General features: G+C 58.8%; 19 protein-coding genes and 1 pseudogene. 19 read left to right on the forward strand and 1 reads right to left on the reverse strand.

The genetic code is table 11. The features are described 5' to 3' along the window. The first annotated feature begins 45 nt into the window (after positions 1-45). The 15 genes and pseudogenes from BQ7486_RS08325 to BQ7486_RS08390 all read left to right on the forward strand — a co-directional run bounded on the left by BQ7486_RS08325 (position 46) and on the right by BQ7486_RS08390 (position 13,337). On the forward strand, positions 46-1,071 hold the full coding sequence (locus BQ7486_RS08325) for an aminoglycoside phosphotransferase family protein (protein WP_074009692.1): 1,026 nt from the start codon (positions 46-48) through the stop codon (positions 1,069-1,071). Position 1,072: 1 nt separating this feature from the next. Next, positions 1,073-1,783 carry a sugar phosphate nucleotidyltransferase gene (locus tag BQ7486_RS08330; protein WP_074009693.1) on the forward strand — a complete coding sequence of 237 codons (711 nt, stop codon included), beginning with the start codon at positions 1,073-1,075 and terminating at the stop codon, positions 1,781-1,783. Further along, entirely contained in the window at positions 1,780-2,850 is a 1,071-nt protein-coding gene (locus tag BQ7486_RS08335; protein WP_074009694.1) for an NAD(P)H-dependent flavin oxidoreductase, read from the forward strand. Before BQ7486_RS08330 ends, BQ7486_RS08335 begins: the two co-directional genes overlap by 4 nt. Positions 2,851-2,866: 16 nt before the next feature. Further along, positions 2,867-3,502, forward strand: coding sequence for a bifunctional nicotinamidase/pyrazinamidase (gene pncA / locus BQ7486_RS08340; RefSeq protein ID WP_074010101.1), 636 nt, complete (start codon positions 2,867-2,869; stop codon positions 3,500-3,502). Positions 3,503-3,607: 105 nt separating this feature from the next. Further along, on the forward strand, positions 3,608-4,597 hold the full coding sequence (dusB, locus tag BQ7486_RS08345; RefSeq protein WP_074009695.1) for a tRNA dihydrouridine synthase DusB: 990 nt from the start codon (positions 3,608-3,610) through the stop codon (positions 4,595-4,597). Then, on the forward strand, positions 4,585-4,938 hold the full coding sequence (locus BQ7486_RS12265) for a helix-turn-helix domain-containing protein (RefSeq protein WP_022372897.1): 354 nt from the start codon (positions 4,585-4,587) through the stop codon (positions 4,936-4,938). Before dusB ends, BQ7486_RS12265 begins: the two co-directional genes overlap by 13 nt. 39 nt (positions 4,939-4,977) lie before the next feature. Then, the gene (purH, locus tag BQ7486_RS08355; RefSeq protein ID WP_022372896.1) at positions 4,978-6,534 is read left to right on the forward strand and encodes a bifunctional phosphoribosylaminoimidazolecarboxamide formyltransferase/IMP cyclohydrolase; all 1,557 of its coding nucleotides are present in this window, start codon (positions 4,978-4,980) and stop codon (positions 6,532-6,534) included. Positions 6,535-6,639: 105 nt separating this feature from the next. Then, on the forward strand, positions 6,640-7,941 hold the full coding sequence (gene tolB / locus BQ7486_RS08360; RefSeq protein ID WP_022372895.1) for a Tol-Pal system beta propeller repeat protein TolB: 1,302 nt from the start codon (positions 6,640-6,642) through the stop codon (positions 7,939-7,941). Between the two features lie 76 nt (positions 7,942-8,017). Next, positions 8,018-8,509, forward strand: coding sequence for a peptidoglycan-associated lipoprotein Pal (gene pal / locus BQ7486_RS08365; protein WP_235836776.1), 492 nt, complete (start codon positions 8,018-8,020; stop codon positions 8,507-8,509). 13 nt (positions 8,510-8,522) lie between these two features. Beyond that, the gene (gene ybgF, locus BQ7486_RS08370; RefSeq protein ID WP_022372894.1) at positions 8,523-9,266 is read left to right on the forward strand and encodes a tol-pal system protein YbgF; all 744 of its coding nucleotides are present in this window, start codon (positions 8,523-8,525) and stop codon (positions 9,264-9,266) included. 162 nt (positions 9,267-9,428) lie between these two features. Further along, positions 9,429-11,078 (forward strand): NAD-dependent malic enzyme, encoded by a 1,650-nt coding sequence (gene maeA / locus BQ7486_RS08375; protein WP_022372893.1) that lies wholly within the window; start codon positions 9,429-9,431, stop codon positions 11,076-11,078. A gap of 373 nt (positions 11,079-11,451) precedes the next feature. Beyond that, entirely contained in the window at positions 11,452-11,616 is a 165-nt protein-coding gene (locus tag BQ7486_RS11950; RefSeq protein ID WP_154666318.1) for a hypothetical protein, read from the forward strand. 15 nt (positions 11,617-11,631) lie between these two features. After that, positions 11,632-12,042: a hypothetical protein gene (locus BQ7486_RS08380; protein ID WP_074009697.1), complete on the forward strand. Its 411-nt coding sequence runs from the start codon at positions 11,632-11,634 to the stop codon at positions 12,040-12,042. Then, a pseudogene (locus BQ7486_RS08385) lies at positions 12,014-12,829 on the forward strand (segregation and condensation protein A); the annotation flags it as partial. The gene BQ7486_RS08380 and the pseudogene BQ7486_RS08385, both read left to right, overlap by 29 nt. Positions 12,830-12,932: 103 nt before the next feature. Beyond that, positions 12,933-13,337, forward strand: a complete 405-nt coding sequence (locus BQ7486_RS08390) for a hypothetical protein (RefSeq protein WP_022372891.1) — start codon at positions 12,933-12,935, stop codon at positions 13,335-13,337. 30 nt (positions 13,338-13,367) lie between these two features. Here the strand turns inward: BQ7486_RS08390 and BQ7486_RS08395 are convergent, their stop codons facing one another. Further along, positions 13,368-14,270: a YicC/YloC family endoribonuclease gene (locus BQ7486_RS08395; protein WP_084765953.1), complete on the reverse strand. Its 903-nt coding sequence runs from the start codon at positions 14,268-14,270 to the stop codon at positions 13,368-13,370. Between the two features lie 117 nt (positions 14,271-14,387). Between BQ7486_RS08395 and rph the strand changes: the two genes are divergently transcribed. From rph to mltA, 4 genes are all read left to right on the forward strand, one after another. Beyond that, entirely contained in the window at positions 14,388-15,113 is a 726-nt protein-coding gene (gene rph / locus BQ7486_RS08400; RefSeq protein ID WP_074009699.1) for a ribonuclease PH, read from the forward strand. Between the two features lie 12 nt (positions 15,114-15,125). Further along, positions 15,126-15,722 carry an RdgB/HAM1 family non-canonical purine NTP pyrophosphatase gene (gene rdgB / locus BQ7486_RS08405; protein ID WP_074009700.1) on the forward strand — a complete coding sequence of 199 codons (597 nt, stop codon included), beginning with the start codon at positions 15,126-15,128 and terminating at the stop codon, positions 15,720-15,722. Then, a complete protein-coding gene (gene hemW, locus BQ7486_RS08410; RefSeq protein ID WP_074009701.1) occupies positions 15,716-16,873 on the forward strand; it encodes a radical SAM family heme chaperone HemW in 1,158 nt (385 codons plus the stop codon). The genes rdgB and hemW overlap by 7 nt, the downstream gene beginning before the upstream one ends. A gap of 4 nt (positions 16,874-16,877) precedes the next feature. Beyond that, positions 16,878-17,889 (forward strand): murein transglycosylase A (gene mltA / locus BQ7486_RS08415; protein ID WP_074009702.1); only part of this gene is annotated, 1,012 nt, incomplete at its 3' end.

Genomic DNA, 17,889 nt, shown 5'->3' on the forward strand with positions numbered 1-17,889 from the left:
ATTATAGGGGGGTCGGTCTTCTTTCTATCTGACAAAGTTGGGTTTATGAGCGATACGGCAAAGGGTGATGCGCGTCTGGCGTGCGCGGTTAAGTGGCTCAGGGGCCTTGATGCGGCCTACGGCATTGATACGGAATCGATTGCCCCGGCAAGCGTTGACGCGAGTTTCAGGCGCTACTTCCGAGTGAGCGGCAAAGACGGCAAAACGTTCATTGTGATGGACGCGCCGCCCGATAAAGAACCCATTGCCCCCTTTGTCCGGATTGACGGCCTGATGCAGGCCGCGGGCCTCAACGTCCCGCAGCTCTTTGAAACGGATGAAGCGCAGGGCTTTATTCTCATGAATGACCTCGGGCGCGAGACGTTTTTAAATGTGCTTGATGAGAAAAACGCGCCGGCGCTTTTTGATGCCGCAACCGACGCTCTGGTGCAGTGGCAGGCGGCAAGCCGCCCGGGTGTGCTACCGGAATACGATAAGGCCGTTCTTTCCCGCGAAATCCATCTCTTTAACGAGTGGTACGTTGCCAAACACCGCAAGTTCACGATGAGCGAAAAGCAGACGGCGGTGATTGAGGCGGTTTTTGACAAAATCATTGCCAACAACCTTGCGGAAGCCCGCGTCTTCGTGCACCGCGACTTCATGCCGCGCAACCTCATGGTAAGTGACCCGCTTCCCGGCGTACTTGACTTTCAGGATGCGCTTTACGGGCACGTAAGTTACGACATCGCAAGTCTGATGCGTGACGCCTTTGTAAGCTGGGACGAAGAGTTTGTGCTCGATATCACGATCCGCTACTGGGAAAAGGCCCGTAAGGCAGGAATCCCTGTTCCGAAGGATTTCGGCAGCTTCTGGCGCGACGTGGAGTGGGCCGGGATTCAGCGTCACTTAAAGGTTCTCGGGATTTTCGCGCGCACCAAGTACCGGGACGGACGGGAAAAGTACATCGCCGATACGCCGCGGTTTGTGCGCTATGTGCGGCAGACCGCGAACCGCTACGATGAATTAAAGCCCCTTAACTGGCTCTTGGACTGCTTTGAAGAAGAAAAACTCATTCAGGGGTACACATACTGAGATGCGGGCACTGATTTTTGCCGCGGGACGCGGCAGCCGCTTAAGGCCGCATACCGACTGGGTACCGAAGCCCTTGTTGCCCGTCGGAAAGTACCGGCTCTGGGACTGGCAGATTTCGGGGCTGAAAAAGGCGGGCATCACCGATCTCGTCGTGAATACCGCATACCTTGCCGACGCCTTTGAGCCGATGCCCGAAGCGTATGCCGCGCGCGGCATCACGATGAAAATCAGCCGCGAGGGCGATAAGGAAACGGACGCGCTTGAAACCCGCGGGGGGATTGCCAAAGCGCTTCCCCTGTTAACCGACGGCGTGACGCCTTTTGTCGCGGTCGCGGGTGACGTCGTGCACGACTACCCGATGGAAAGACTCAACGCAAAAGCCGCTGAGATTGAGGCGGGCGACTACGACGCCTTTATGGTGGCGGTTCCCAATCCCGGGTTTCATGTCAGGGGCGACATGACGGTCGCCGCTGACGGCACGGTGCGTCCGGGCGCGGGGCCTCATACCTACGGCTGCATCATGGTGGTGTCGCCCAAAATTTTCGTTAACGTCAGACCCGTTGCCGCCAAACTTTTCCCCTGGATCTGGCAGAAGGCGCGCGTGCGCGCCGAGGTTTGGGACGGATTCTGGGGCAATATCGGGTCGGCCGCGCAGTACGAAGCGCTTTGTGAAGAAAACCGCACAACTCCTTTTCATCTTTTTGACGAATGACATTGCTTTTGACGCCTGAGACGGCACAGTTTCGTGAAACCTTCGGGGTGGCGCACGCCCTGATGAATGCGCCGATGGCTGATATTGCCGGGCCAGCGCTTGCGGCGGCGGTGAGTAACGCCGGGGGGCTCGGGATCCTGGCGGCTGACTTTATGACGCCTGAGGAAACGGCGGCGGCCGTTAAAGAAGTGCGGGGCCTTACGGATCGGCCCTTTGCCGTCAATGTCCGCTCGCCCGCGCGCGGCGCGTTTGACGAAAAAGGAGCGGCGGAAACCGAAGAAGCGCTTGAGGCTTTAAAAGCTGATCTCGGCTGCGCAGGGGTTCGGTTTTCGCTTCCTGACTTTGAAAAGCAGCTTGACGTTTTGATTGCACTGAAGGTTCCTGCGGTGTCGGTTACCTTCGGGGGCTTACGCGAGGTCTATGCGGAAAAGCTCACCGCTGCCGGCATCCGCATGATTGCGGCCGCGACAACCTTAAGGGAAGTGAAGGTGATGCGTTCGGCTCAGGCTCACTGCATCGTGGTGCAGGGCATTGAAGCGGGCGGCCCAAGGCTCAATTTTGAAGTGGCCGACACCGAAGCGCAGGTGGGGCTCATGAGCCTCATCGGCCCGGCGGCACGCGTGAGTAATGTTCCCGTTGCGGCTTCAGGCGGCATCATGACGGGCCGGCAGGCTGCGGCGGCGCTCATGCTCGGGGCCGGGGCCGTGCAGGCGGGCACGGTGTTTCTTGCGGCTCCCGAAAGCGGCGCACATCCCGCACACAAGCGGGCGCTTCAGTTTGCTTCCGACAGCATAACGAGGCTCACGCGCGTTGCGTCGGGGAGACTGACCCGTGTGATCGCAAACGGCCTTGTCGAAGCGGCCGAGGAGGCCCGGGCTGACCGTGCGGCTTATCCCGCGCAGCTCTCTGTCATGCGGCCCGTGGAAGTTGCGGCACGGCGGGAGAATCGGGATGATCTGATGGAATTTGCCTGCGGACAGGGCGCGTGTGAAGCGCGGGCGCTGCCTGCGGCGAAGATTGCCGAAAAACTCATCCGGGAATGCGCCGAAGCAGGGGTTGATCTCTGAGACAGCTGAACAAAAGGTGGAAAGAATGGCAAACGCACTCATTGTGGTCGATATTCAGAACGACTTTCTGCCGGGCGGAGCCTTGGCGGTTGCAGAGGGCGACGCGGTTGTGGCACCCGTAAACGCCCTGATGCCCCTTTTTGACACTGTGGTTTTAACTGCCGACTGGCATCCGGCAGATCACGCGAGTTTTGCTTCTGAGCACCCTGGAAAAGCCCCCTTTGAAACAATTGAAATGCCTTACGGCACGCAGGTACTGTGGCCGCAGCATTGTGTGGCGGGAAGCGAAGGTGCCGCCTTTGCCGCGGGGCTTAAGACGGCCCTTGCGGACGCCGTGATCCGCAAGGGCCGCGAAAAAGACTGCGACAGCTATTCAGGGTTTTTGGCTGCCGACCGTAAAACCGTTACGGGCCTTGCGGGCTACTTACGGGAGCGCTGCGTGACCGACGTTTTTGTCTGCGGGCTTGCCACCGACTTCTGTGTCACGTGGACGGCGCTTGACGCGGCTGCGGCAGGCTTTAAGACGGCGCTTATTGAAGACGCTTCGCGCGCGATTGACACAAACGGGAGCCTTACGGCGGCTTACACGGCACTCAGCAAGGCGGGCGTTTTGCGTACGACGGCAGCCGTTGTGACAAAAGCGCTTTCTTAACATGTGCCCGCCCGAAATTTCGTGCCTGATTTTTAGGCACGGCTAAGCACTATCCTTTACAATGAACAATCTTCTCTGACAGACGCTGACGGTTTTCGTTTTCCCATGCAGATCGGTACTTTTGTTGCTGATGTTCCGGTGGTTCTCGCTCCGATGGCGGGTGTCACCGATGCGGCGTTTCGCCGTATCTGCCGGGAGATGGGCGCGGGGCTTACGGTGGGGGAAATGGTCGCCAGTGAAGAGCGGCTCAGAGACACCCGCAAAAGCGCCGGGCGCTGGCGGGTTGATCCCGACGATCCCTTTCCCGTCATTCAGATTCTCGGGGCTGATCCCTCAGAAATGGCTGACGCCGCGCAGTACGCCGAAGCGGCGGGCGCGAAAGCCGTTGACATCAATTTCGGGTGTCCCGCGCGCATGGTCTGCGGCAAGGCCTGCGGATCGGCCCTTATGCAGTATCCGGAAACAGCAACTGCCATTGTCCGCGCGGTGGTGCAGGCAGTTGACATTCCCGTGACCGTCAAAATGCGCACCGGCTGGGACGAGGCGCACAAAAACGCTGTGGAGCTGGCTGCGGCCTTTGAGGCAGAAGGCGCCCGGATGCTCACCGTGCACGGCAGAACCCGCGCGCAGCGCTTCACCGGCACGGCCGAATATGAGACCGTGCGGCGTGTTGCCCAAAGCGTGCGTATTCCCGTGATCGTCAACGGCGACGCCGACACACCGCAAAAAGTCCTTCATTTACTCAAAACCCTGCCTGTTGCAGGCGTCATGATCGGTCGGGCGGCCTTGGGTAACCCCTGGATTTTTGCCCGCACGAAAGCGCTTCTTGCGGGCGGTTCCGACCCCGGCGAGCCCGATGCAAAGGCTGTGGAGGACGTCCTTTTGCAGCACCTTGCGCTTCACACAGCGGGAGCAGCAGAAGACAACGCCCTTTTTGTTTTAAGGAGCTTCCGCAAGCACATCCCGCAGTACTTAAAGCGGCTGGCGGGTGGAGCTGAGGCCGCCCGTGCCTTTGTAAGAATCGATGATGCCGCGGAACTGACGCGCGCCGTTAAAAATTGGTTTGAAACAAATTTTTCGATATGCAGAGCCTGACAAACGAAAAAATCAACGACAATACGGGGCTGACGGCAGAAGAGGCGGAAGCCCGGCGCCTTGCGCAGCTGCGTGCGCGGCTTAATTCCCGGGAACTCGCCGAGGAATTTGCCCGCATGGTGGTGGCGCGCGTGGAAGCCTACGTTCGGGATTTGGAAGGCAACAAGGGGCTGCCGCTGCACGAAATGATTGTGACGGCTGCGGAGAGGCCGCTTTTGAAGTGGGCAATGGATAAGTGTGAGGGAAACCAGAAAAAAGCCGCGGTTTTACTCGGCATCAACCGCAATACGCTGCATAAAAAACTGGTTTTCCACGGATTTTTAAAAGATTCTTCGTTTTAGTTTTTTGTCATTTGACGCTTTTTATAAGGAAATGAAAGCATGACCAAACAGGCACTGATCAGTGTTTCGGATAAGGCCGGTGTCGCCGACTTTGCCCGCGGGCTCGTTGAGCTCGGGTATTCGATTCTCTCCACGGGCGGAACCGCAAAGCTTTTGCAGAAAGAAGGCATCCCCTGCCGTGAGGTTGCCGACTACACGGGGTTTCCCGAGATGCTTGACGGGCGCGTGAAGACGCTTGATCCGCACATTCACGCCGGGATTCTTGCACGCCGCTGCGTGCCCGAGCACATGAAGGCTCTCGCAGACCACAACATCGGTACGATTGACATCGTCTGCGTGAACCTCTATCCCTTTGAGCAGACGATTGCGCGTCCGGACTGCACGTTTGAGCTTGCTGTTGAAAACATCGATATCGGCGGCCCCACGATGATCCGCGCTGCCGCCAAGAACCACGAATCCGTCACCGTGATCGTTGATCCCACGGATTACGACAAGGTTTTAAACGCCATTAAAACGAAGGGTGAGGTCGACGCCGACATGCGTCTGGCGCTTGCGAAGAAAGTCTTTGCCCATACCGCCCGGTACGATGCCGCAATCACCAACTACCTCACAAGCCTCGATGAAAAGCGCGAAAAGACGAAGCAGTTCCCGGACGTCTTCACGCGTCAGTGGGTGAAGGTGCAGGATATGCGCTACGGCGAAAATCCGCATCAGATGGCGGCGTTTTACCGCGAATATTTCATTGCTCCGGGGCTTTTGGCCGGTTACAGCCAGCTCCAGGGTAAGGAACTCTCCTACAACAACATCGCCGACAGCGATGCGGCCTGGGAAGCGGTGCGAAGCTTCACGACGCCCGCGTGCGTGATCATCAAGCACGCTAACCCCTGCGGCGCCGCGATCGGCGTGGATGCTCATGAAGCCTATCTCAAGGCCTTTAAGACCGACCCCAAGAGTGCGTTCGGCGGCATCATCGCCTTTAACCGTGAAGTGGACGGCGCCACGGCCTCTGAAGTCGTAAAGCAGTTTGCCGAAGTCGTGATTGCCCCGAGCTTTACCGTTGAAGCCCGCGACACCTTTGCCGTGAAAAAGAACCTCCGGCTTCTCACGGTCGCCCCGGGGACGGCGCACAACGACTACGAATTTAAGCGTGTGGGCGGGGGCCTCTTGGTGCAGACCCCGGACAATCAGCTCTGCAGCGAGTCTGACCTCAAGGTTGTGACAAAGAAGCAGCCCACGTCCGCGCAGATCGCCGACATGATGTTTGCTTGGAATATCGCGCGCTTTGTGAAGTCCAACACCATTGTTTATGCGCATAACGGTATGACGCTCGGTGTGGGCGCGGGGCAGATGAGCCGCGTGGACTCCGCACGCATTGCGGCCATTAAGGCGCAGGAGTCCGGCCTTTCTCTGGCGGGGAGCGCCGCCGCGAGCGACGCCTTCTTCCCGTTCCGCGACGGACTCGATGTGATCGTTGATCAGGGCGCAACCTGCGTGATCCAGCCGGGCGGCTCGATCCGTGACGACGAAGTCATTGCCGCCGCCGATGAGCGCGGCATCGTGATGGTCTTTACCGGTGAACGTCACTTCCGTCACTGATAAGCCCGTTACGCAGGCAACCTTGTGCCGGAGCGCGCCTTTTTTGGCGGGCTTCGGCACACAAACGTAAGAACGGATTCGTTGTTGTTGCAAAAAAGGACGGATATGACTTTTCGCTTGGAGCGCCGCAGTCTTCTTTCGGCAGCCGCATCGGCCGCACTTTTAGGGCCCGCTGCCGCGGTAAATGCCCAGCTGCGCATTGAAATCACGGGCGTCGGCGCCAATCAGATTCCTCTGGCTTATGCCCCCATGAACGGGGCGGCGGAAACCGGAATCGATCCGATGCGCGTGGTGGCGGCTGACTTAAGCCGCACGGGCGCCTTCCGGATTATTGTGGGTGAAGCAGAAGCCACGCTTGAAGAAAGCGTGCGCCCGAACCTGGAGTTCTGGCGGGGTAAGGAAGCCGCCATGCTCGCCACGGGCAGCATCATCCGCCTTGCTGACGGCACCTGGGACATCCGTTACCGGCTTTTTGACACGGTGCAAAACGCCGAAGTCGACCGCGGGCAGTGGATTACCGACAACCGGCAGCTCAGAATGACCGCGCACCGCATTGCCGACCGGATCTACACAAAGCTCACCGGGCTCGGGGCCCTTTTTGCCTCGCGCCTGGCGTACGTGGCTGAGTATAGTAAAAAGAGTTTTGAACTCATTGTCGCCGACAGCGACGGCGCTAACGCCCTGCCGGCGCTGAAAAGCCGCGAGCCCATCATTTCTCCGGCGTGGAGCCCTGACGGCAAGCAGCTCGCGTACGTCTCCTTTGAAGCGCAAAAGCCCGTTGTCTACATCCATACGGTTGCCACCGGCCGCAGAAGGGTGCTTGCGAACTTCCGGGGCAACAATTCGGCCCCGGCCTTCAGCCCCGACGGCAAGAAGGTGGCGCTTGCGCTTTCCCGCGACGGCTTTACGCAGATTTTCATGATCAACACCGACGGCACCGGCGTGAGCCGTTTCTCGCACTCCTACGCGATTGACACGGAACCGGTGTTTTCTCCGGACGGCAAGTACATTTACTTTACGAGTGACCGCGGTGGCTCGGCGCAGATCTACCGCCAGGCCTTGGAGGGCGGCACGCCGGCTGAGCGGGTCACGTTCGGTGCCGATTACGCGGTAAGCCCCGCCTTAAATCCCGACGGGACGGTGCTTACTTACGTCACCCGTGTGGCGGGCCGGTTCCGCGTGACCGCCATGGATCTGGCAAGCGGCCAGGAAATGATCCTCACCAATAACGCAGCCGATGAAAGCCCGTGTTTTTCGCCCAACGGTCAGATGATCGTTTACGCCACGGAGCGCGCCAAACGCGGCGTTTTGGCAACGGTGAGCACCGACGGCGCCGTGCACGCGTGGCTTACGGGCCCCGCGGGCGACATCCGTGAGCCCACCTGGGGACCTCTGATCGTTGATTAATAAGAATTTTGTAAAATCAGAAAATTGAGCAGGCGGCTTAGCCCGCATCAAACCAACCGCAAAAGGACGCATTATCGTGAATCGTATCGCTAAGACAATTTCAGCCGCAGCGGCTACCGCGCTTTTACTGCTCACCGGCTGCTCCACCGTTGAGCTCGACGAGTCTCTGAAGGAAGGCACGACTCAGGCCGAAGCCAACGCCAAGGCCAATGCAGCCGATGCCGAAAGCACCCGCGCCACATCCGAGCACTCCGTTTACTTTGCCTTTGACAGCTACAGCGTCGAAGACAAGTACCTCCCCGTGATTGAACGCAATGCCCGGCGTCTTATCGCCAACCCGAGCCAGAACGTCACGATTGAGGGCAACACCGACAGTCGCGGCAGCCGCGAGTACAACCTCGCGTTGGGCCAGAAGCGCAGTGAGGCGGTCAAACAGCGCCTGCAGCTTCTGGGCGTTCCGTCTTCGCGGATTGAAGCCGTGAGTTTCGGCCGCGAAAAGCCCGTGGATCTCGGTGAAAACGAAGAAGCGTGGGCCAAGAACCGCCGCGCCGACGTGATCTACCGTTAACCGGACATTTGTCATGCAGATAAAGCAGAAATTTCTCACCGCCGCTTTCCTGGGCGCGGTTTTGGCCGGCCTCTCAACCCCGTCATTTGCTCTTTTTGGCGACGATGAAGCCCGTAAGGCGATTCTGGAGCTGCGGGAAAAGGCGCAGACCATGCAAAATGCCCAGATGCAGCTCGTGCGTGAGATTGAGATGCTCAGAAGCCAGAATGCGGAACTCACCGGGCGCGTTGAAAAGCTCACCAATGACCTCGCGCAGCAGCAAAAGTCCGTGAGGGACCTTTTCGGCAACCTCGATAAGCGCACCGCCGCCTTTGAGTCGCAGCTGGAAAGCGTCGACGGCAAAAGTATCACGGTAACCCCGGAAGAGCGCCGCCGTTATGACCTGGCGCTGCAGCTTTTTTCCGACGGCTCTTACGCGCAGAGTCATAAGATTCTTGAAGGCCTCATTGACGACTACCCCAAGACCGGTTACATGCCCGCCGCCCTTTACTGGCTCGGTAACGCCATGTTTGCGCAGGGACAGTTTACGGATGCCGTTGAAGTACAGAAGCGCCTGATCGCCGCTTTCCCGCAGGACGCGCGCATTCCTGAGGCGAAACTCTCGCTTGCCGCGGCACTTGTGAACCTCGGCAAGAAAAAGGAAGCCACCGAAACGCTCAAGGGCGTGCAGAAGGACTATCCGGATACGGAAGCGGCAAAGCTTGCCGGTGAACGCTTAAAGGCGCTCACCGCAAAGCCCAGATCCGGGCGGAAATGAAATTAGAAGTGCTATAGGACGGGTTAGTCCGCAGTTATCGCTCAGAGTACAGCAAGCTCCGGGCGATAAAATCCCCTTACTTTTTTGCTGAGCCCCATGTCCGCAGGGAGTGGGCGCGGGCTCAGACCTCGGATACTCCCCACTGTTTGAAAAGAACTTTTTATGACGACAAATCAGGGAAATCAGCCCCGCGGTGTTGCCGTTTTGCGCAACCCGTGGCTTAACCGCGGTTCGGTGTTTACCGAAGAAGAACGTGACCGTCTGGGACTCAGAGGCCTTCTGCCTCCGCGCGTTTCAACCTTTGCCGATCAGGTGAGCCGCTTAAAGGAAGTGATCGACAGCGAAGCTGCGCCCATCAACAAGTACCTCACGCTTGAGAGCGTGCACGCAAGCGACGAAGCCCTGTACTTCCAGCTTGTGATGGAAAACGTTGAAGAGTACATGCCTCTCATTTACACCCCCACGGTCGGTGAAGCGTGCCAGAAGTTCAGCCACATCTTCCGTTATGCCCGCGGCCTCTACATTTCAAGCGAAGACCGCGGCCGCGTGCGCGAACTCGTCGCCAACGTCCCCAACCATGACGTTGACATCATCGTCGTGACCGACGGCCAGCGTATTCTGGGCTTGGGAGACCTCGGTGTGAACGGCATGGGGATCCCCGTCGGTAAGCTCGCCCTTTACACGGCCTGCGCGGGCGTCAATCCGCAGCGTGCGCTTCCGGTGACCCTCGACGTCGGCACCAACAACGAAGAGTTTTTGAAGGATCCGCTTTACATGGGGCTGCGTCAGCACCGTGTTACCGGTCCCGAATACATGGCGCTCGTTGAGGAATTCATCACCGCCGTGCGCGAACGCTGGCCCAACGTGCTGATTCAGTTTGAAGACTTCCAGAACACCAACGCCTTTGCGCTGCTTGATGCCTGGCGCGACCGCGTGACGTGCTTTAACGACGATATTCAGGGTACGGCCGCCGTTGTGGTGACCGGTCTTTACACCGCCGTTCGTGCCTTAAAGCAGAAGCTTTCCGATCAGCGCATTCTCTTCCTCGGCGCAGGCGCTGCCGCCACCGGTATCGCGCATCTGATCGCCGACGCCATGGCCGAAGACGGCATTGACCGCAATGAGGCATTAAAGCGTATTGCGCTCTTTGATTCCAAGGGCCTTGTTTCCAGCACGCGCGGCGACAAGCTTGCCCCGAACAAGGTGCCGTTTGCTCAGGCCTACGAAAACACGACGGACTTTGCCCAGGCTATCCGCCAGCTTAAGCCCACCTGCATCATCGGCGTGAGCGCCCAGGGCGGCGCCTTCACCGAAGACGTTGTGAAGGCGATGTGTGAAGTGAACGCTCGGCCCATGATCTTTGCGCTTTCCAACCCCACCTCCAAGGCCGAATGTACCGCCAAGCAGGCCTACACGTGGTCTGAGGGCAAGTGCCTCTTTGCCTGCGGCTCGCCCTTTGCGCCGGTTGCCGTCGGCAACAAGACCTTCGTGCCGCGTCAGGGCAACAACAGCTACGTGTTCCCGGGCATCGGCTTCGGCTGCATCTTTGTGCGCGCAAAGACCATTCCGAACCAGATCTTCCTCACGGCCGCAAAGACCCTTGCAAACCTCGTGAGCGAAAGCGATCTCGCCAACGGCAGCCTCTATCCGCCGCTCTCGCAGGTGCGTGAGCTCTCGGCACATATTGCCGTGGCGGTGGCTGACTACTGCTTCAAGAACGGTCTTGCCCAGGTTGAGCGTCCCGCTGACCTTGATAAGGCTGTGCGCGAAGCCATGTGGCAGCCCACGGATCCGAAGTTCGTGTTTGAATAAAAACCGGACCGTCCTTGCGCCTGCGGGCGCAGAGACGGAAAGCGGCAGAGTACGCCCCTTGCAAAAGAACGGCGGCTCTGCCGTTTTTCTTTTGCGGGAGTTGTTGTGCCTCAGTCAACTGCCTGCCGTACGGCACCCGCCGTCCGGGTGTGTTTCTTTTGCGGCAGTTTCAGAGGCGCAAAGCCAGGCCATTGCTGCTCTTTCCCGGTTGGGACAGTCGATTCCGTCATACCCGTCGGCCGTCACAGAATTTCCCGCAGGAAGCCCGGGGCTTGAGCCCCGGGAGGAATGCGGGCTTTCGAAATTTTTTAATCTTGGCCCAAACGCAGCCAAACCATGCACATAGTTTTCGCTTAAGGCATATTCAGCCGCTATGAAATCGCGCACACGGTCCTTTGTCATAGAGCTGGGCCTGAAAACCGGAGAGGATCAGGAAAGTGCGCTGGAGACCTACTTCTCCGATGCACGCCAGCTCTTCAATGCTGTTTTTGGAACGGTAAAGAAACGCGTGCGTGCCATGAAAAGCACTGAAGCATGAAAGCTCACGGCCGCGATGCCCAAGGACAAAGACCGTGACAAGCGGTTTAAGGAAATTCAGAAGTCCGCCCACCTTTCCGAGTATGCCCTGCATGACGTCGTGAAAGAGCACCGTGCCAAGGGCGGCTTTACAAAGCGCATTGGCATCAACGAAGCGCAGAAAATTGCCACACGTGTCTGGCAGGGCATTGAGCGCTGGCTGCTTCATCAGGGCGGTCAGCCGCGGTTTAAGAGTGCTAAACGGGGCTTGCACAGCGTTGAGGGAAAATCAAACAAAACAGGGTTGCGTTGGAAGGCTAAGACGTGGACGCTCGAGGTTAAGGGAAGGACAGCGGGATTGCCTGCCGCTAAAATCCCGAGTGCTTCATGCGCCTTTCTCAAAAAATCGTTTCTCAACCGTGAAAACACTCGCGCCCGACACAATTGATCAGATGTTCCGCACGCCCGGCGAAGGGATGGACGGGGCGTTGGCGCGTCTGTACGGTGAGCCGCTTTTTTCCGTGCCCGAGGGGCTTTACATCCCGCCCGACGCGCTCGAAGTGTTTTTGGAAAGCTTTGAAGGGCCGCTTGACCTCCTGCTTTACTTGATCCGCAAGCAGAAGTTTGACGTGATGGACATTCCCATGGCTCTTTTGACCGAGCAGTACATGGCCTACGTTGAACTCATCCGCAAGAGTAACCTGGAACTGGCCGCCGACTACCTCGTGATGGCCGCCAACCTCATGCACATCAAAAGCCAGCTGCTGCTGCCTGTGACGCGCATTGACACGGGCGAAGAGGTGGAGGACCCGCAGGCCGAGCTTGCCCGGCGGATCATCGAATACGAAAAGATGAAACTTGCGGCGCAGGACCTGGAGGCAATGCCGCGGTGCGGTCGCGACTTTCTGCGGGCTTTTGTGAAAATCGAGCAGGAGCAGTTCCAGCTTCTGCCGCAGGTTTCGCCCGACGATCTTGCCGCAGCCTGGGCCGGGGTTCTGGCGCGGGCCAAACTTAAGGTAAGCCACACCGTGCAGCGGCAGGAACTTTCGGTGCGGGAGTTCATGAGCGCCATTCTCAAAAAACTAGCCGCGCACGCCTTTATGGAATTTCATGAGCTCTTTGAAGAAGGCGCGGGGATGGATGTGGCCATCGTCAATTACCTCGCGCTTCTGGAACTTGCGAAAGAAGGTCTGGTGCGCATCACGCAGGCTGCGCCCTTTGCACCCATTTATGTCACGGGGGCACTTACCGAGGCGAAGAGTCACCTTCTGGAAACCGTGCGCCCTGCCTTTGAACTCACGGCACCCATGGGCCGTACCACGCCGCAAGGAGAAGGAAATGGCCTGTAAGTACTGTGCTGACTATATTGCCCGGGGTCTAAAGGACGTTGAGAATTTTGAAAAGGCTTGTGAGGCCTTGAGGCTCGATCCCCATAAGCAGAGTGACTGGGAAGCCATTGTCCGCGCCATGGTGATGATCGGGCAGTTCGGCACGATCCGCCTGGCAAGACGGTTTCCTTTCGTGACTGATGAAAAGACCTTCCTGATGGTGGCGCGCACCGCGCTTAACTTTTACTGGATGACGCTTGACTTCTGGGAAGACAAGCTCGTCATTGAACGACAAAAGCGCAAAGAGGCCGATGAAAAGGCGGCAGCCGACCTGCAGGCGCATATCGACGCCAAAATCAAAGAGCATGAAAAAGCCCGGGCAGCGTTTCTCGAGCAGTTCCGCATCAAGGGGTAAGTGCTCGCGCCGGCCGGGCCTTTGGCCGAGTTACTGCAGATTCTGAATCTGCTCGCGCATCTGTTCAATCAAAAGCTTGAGGTTGACGCTGGCGTCGGTCATTTCAATCGCGGCGGCCTTTGAGCCCAGGGTATTGGCTTCGCGGTTCATTTCCTGCATCAGAAAATCCAGGCGTTTGCCGACGGCGCCCCCCGCCTGAAGGACCCGGCGCACTTCGGCGGTATGGGTCTTTAACCGGTTGATTTCTTCGTCCACGTCGACTTTAAGCGCGTAAAGCGTCACTTCCTGGCGGATACGCTCACCGGCTTCTTCGCGGGTAAGCGCAGACTTGGCAGCTACGGGCCCGGCAAGGGCTTCCTCGAGGCGCTCGGTGAGCTTCGTTTTCAGAGCCGCGACAATCTCAGGCATTTTGACGCGCACGCCCTCGGCGATTGCATCAATCTTGTCGCAGTAGCCCGTGAGGACCACGGACAGGGCCGCACCTTCGCGCTCGCAGGTTGCACTGAAGGCTTTCAGCGCCTCGGCTACAAGCCCCGCAACGGTTTTACTTAACGCCTCGTTATCAACGGCTTCGGTTTTCACCACGCCGGGGTAGGCAAGGATTTCCGCCACTGACATGGGGCGCGCTTCAGGCAGAATCTCAACAACCGACTGCTGCAGCTTTTTAATGAGAGTCAGGGCCTCAGCCGACACAGAACTGCCGTTTTCGGTGAGTTCTGCGGTGAGGTTTGCGCGTACCTCAAACTTGCCGCGGGCGACGGACTGCGTTACAAGCGTTCTTACGGCCTGTTCCGCCGGGCGCAGTTCATCGGGAAAGCGCACCTGCAGATCGAGAAAGCGGGAATTAACGCTTCTGAGTTCAACGGTTACGTGTCCGAGCGCGCAGGGTCCCTGCGCGATGGCGTAACCGGTCATGGAACGAATGCCGGGCATGGTTGTCCTTTCGGAAAAGTATTGGAAATTGCCGCGAATTGTAAGGCCGGCGGCACGGGTGAAGGCATCGTTTTGCGGGCGTGTTAGCATGAGCGGCACTTCCAACCGGAGAAATCAATGTCGTCTCGTCATGACGGTCGGCGCGCCGATGAAATGCGCCCGCTTTCCTTTGAACGTCATTACACCTGTTACGCCGAGGGGAGTGTGCTGGTGAGTGTAGGCCGCACCAAAGTGCTTTGTAACGCCACGGTAACGCCGGGCGTGCCGCGCTTTATGAAGGACAGCGGCGAAGGCTGGGTGACGGCGGAATATTCGCTTCTGCCGCGATCGACCGCCACCCGTACGGACCGCGAGGCTGCCAAGGGTAAGCAAAGCGGCCGCACGATGGAGATTCAGCGCTTAATCGGCCGCAGCCTCAGAGGCATTGTTGACCGTAAAAAGTTGGGCGACTTCACGGTCACCGTGGACTGCGACGTGATTCAGGCCGACGGCGGCACGCGCTGCGCCTCGATTTCAGGAGCCTACGTGGCGTTGGCTGATGCCGTTAACGGCATGCTGAAGGCGGGCCTTATCAAGGAAAATCCCATCCGCGAGCAGGTTGCGGCGGTCAGTGTCGGAATCAGTAACGGCGTGCCTGTGCTTGACTTTGACTATGTTGAAGACAGCACCAGCGGCACCGACATGAATGTGATCATGACCTCAGGCGGCGGATTCGTGGAAATCCAGGGCACGGCTGAAGGCATGCCCTTTACCCGCACGGAATTGGATAGTCTTCTGGACCTCGCGGAAAAAGGCTGCCGCGAGATTATGGCCAAACAGACTGAGGCGCTTGCCAAAGCGTAAGGAGCAGCAGCGATGAATGAACTTGTACTTGCGTCCGGCAACAAAGGAAAACTGCGTGAATTTAACGCCCTTTTCGGTCACAGAAGCATTAAGGTGCTCTCTCAGGCCGAGCTTGGCGTCAAGGTAGCCGAAGAGCCCTTTAATACGTTTGTGGAAAATGCGCTTGCCAAGGCCCGCAATGCGGCGTGCCAGACGGGGCTTCCGGCCATGGCGGACGACTCCGGCATCACCGCGGAGACACTTAACGGTGCGCCGGGCGTACACAGTGCCCGTTATGCCGGGGATGCTGCGGACGACACCGCCAACAACCGTAAGCTCGTTGCCGCGCTGGCAGGAAAGACCGACCGCCGCGCGCACTACACCTGCGTGCTTGTGGCGGTTAAAAACGCGGATGACCCGGAACCGGTGATCGTTGACGCACGCTGGGACGGGGTAATTATTGATACGCCGAAAGGCACCGGGGGCTTCGGCTACGACCCGTATTTTTACCTTCCTGACTTCGGGCGCACGGCTGCGGAACTTACGGCCGAGGAGAAAAACGACGTAAGCCACCGCGGGCGCGCCATGCGGCTCATGCTTGAAGAATTGTCGGACAGGTGGGGATGGTAGCCGCGGGTGTTGAAAAGGAGCCTGCGGCACTTTACGTGCACTGGCCCTGGTGCGTGCGCAAATGCCCGTACTGTGACTTTAATTCCTTTGCCTGTGCGGGGAAGATCCCCGAAGGGGCGTACATTGATGCGCTTTTAAAGGACCTCACGCATGCGGTAAAAGACCTTGCCGGCCGGCCCGTAGCCACCGTTTTTTTCGGGGGCGGCACGCCAAGCCTGATGTCGGCCGCGGGCTTTACGCTTCTCATGGATGGAATCAGAAACCGCGTCACGCTCCTGCCAGATGCGGAAGTGACGCTTGAAGCCAATCCCGGTACGGTGGAAGCCGCGCGCTTTGAGGCCTACGCCAAGGCGGGCGTGAACCGCTTCTCCATCGGTATTCAGAGCTTTAACGACACGTATCTTGCAAAGCTCGGGCGCATTCACACGGGGGCAGAGGCTCTTTACGCCGTCAAAGCGGCGCGCGATGTGGTGGAAAACATCAATCTTGACGTGATGTTTGCCCTGCCTGGGCAGGCCGTCGATGAACTCAAGGCGGATCTTGAGACAGCGCTCTCGCAAAACACCACGCACCTGAGTTTTTACGAACTCACGATCGAAGAGGGAACCGCTTTCGGAAAGAGACCTCCCGCGGGGCTGCCCGACGGAGACCGTGCCGCCGATATGGGGCAGCTCGTGCACGAGACGCTCACGGGCGCCGGCTTTTCGCACTATGAGATTTCGGGGTACGCCAGACCAGGGCGCCGATGCCGGCACAATCTCACGTACTGGACGTTCGGGGACTATCTCGGCATAGGCGCGGGCGCACACGGCAAAGTGACGCGGGAGGGCGCAGTGATCCGCACCGTCAGAGAAAGTAATCCCCTTTTGTACATTCAAAGCGTCCTTGAGGGGAGGTCCGAAAAAGAGCGCCGTACGGTGGCACGAGAAGACCTGCCTTTCGAATTTATGTTAAATGCGCTCAGGCTCACCGACGGCGTCCCCGCGCAGCGGTGGACGCAGACAACGGGGCGGCCTTTGACGGACATTGCTGCGACGCTTACGGCACTTCGAAAGGAAAAGGTTCTCACGGACGATATCGGCCGGATTGCTGCGACCGAGCTCGGACGGCGTTTTTTAAGTGACGTACAGGAACGGTTTTTGGAAGAATAGGTTTATGCAGGCTCTTCTACAGCGTATCGGTTTTGCGGCCGCAGCGTGCGCCGCGCTTTTCATTGCCGGGTGTTCCACGGCGCCCAAGGGGCCTCTGGGGCCCGACGGCAATGCGTTGCCTGAAAACGTCGTGACAACGGCAGCCGCGTACTTTGTGCCGGCGGACTTTAATGCGCTTCCTGCGGTGCGGCCTGCGGACTGGACCAATGCGCTCACGGCCTTCCGCACCTCCTGCACGGTGATGGGGCAGGAGAGTCTTTGGACGAAAGCGTGCGCAAACGCACAGTTTGCAATGGACGAAACGGCCGAGAGCTTTTTCAGTACCTATTTTGAGGCCTATGAGGTGATTTCCCGCGAAAAGGCGGCTTCGCCCACGGACACAGGTCTTATGACCGGCTACTACGAACCGATGCTCCGGGGCAGCCGCCGGGCGCACGGCCCCTACCGCTATCCGCTCTACGGGGTACCCGAAGATCTCATCACCGTGGATCTCACATCACTGCACCCGCAGTTAAAGGGCCTGCGGCTTAAAGGGAAGGTGGTCGGTAACCGCCTTGTACCCTACGACACGCGAAGAGAAATCACTGCCAAAAAGGACGTGAAGGCCCCGGTGCTTTGCTGGGTGGACGATCCGGTGGATGCGTTTTTTCTGCAGATTCAGGGGTCAGGCCGTGTGCTTCTGGATGACGGCACCTGGATGCGTGTGGGCTACGCCGATCAAAACGGGCATCCTTACCGCGCAATCGGAGGGTGGCTTATCGAAAACGCAGGGCTCACCCGCGACGAGATGAGCATGCAGCGCATCCGCCGCTGGGTGCGGGAAAACCCAAAGCGCATGCGCGAACTCTTAAACACCAATCCGAACTTTGTGTTTTTTGAGGAACGTGTGGGCATGGGCGAGGCGGACGGCCCCCTGGGGGCTCAGGCCGTGCCGCTCACGCCCGGGGCGTCTGTGGCGGCGGGCCGCCGCCGCCGGGAGCCGGGGGGGGCCCTTTTGGCGGGCGTGGCGGCGGGCA

Source organism: Duodenibacillus massiliensis (assembly GCF_900128485.1).
GTDB lineage: Bacteria > Pseudomonadota > Gammaproteobacteria > Burkholderiales > Burkholderiaceae_F > Duodenibacillus > Duodenibacillus massiliensis.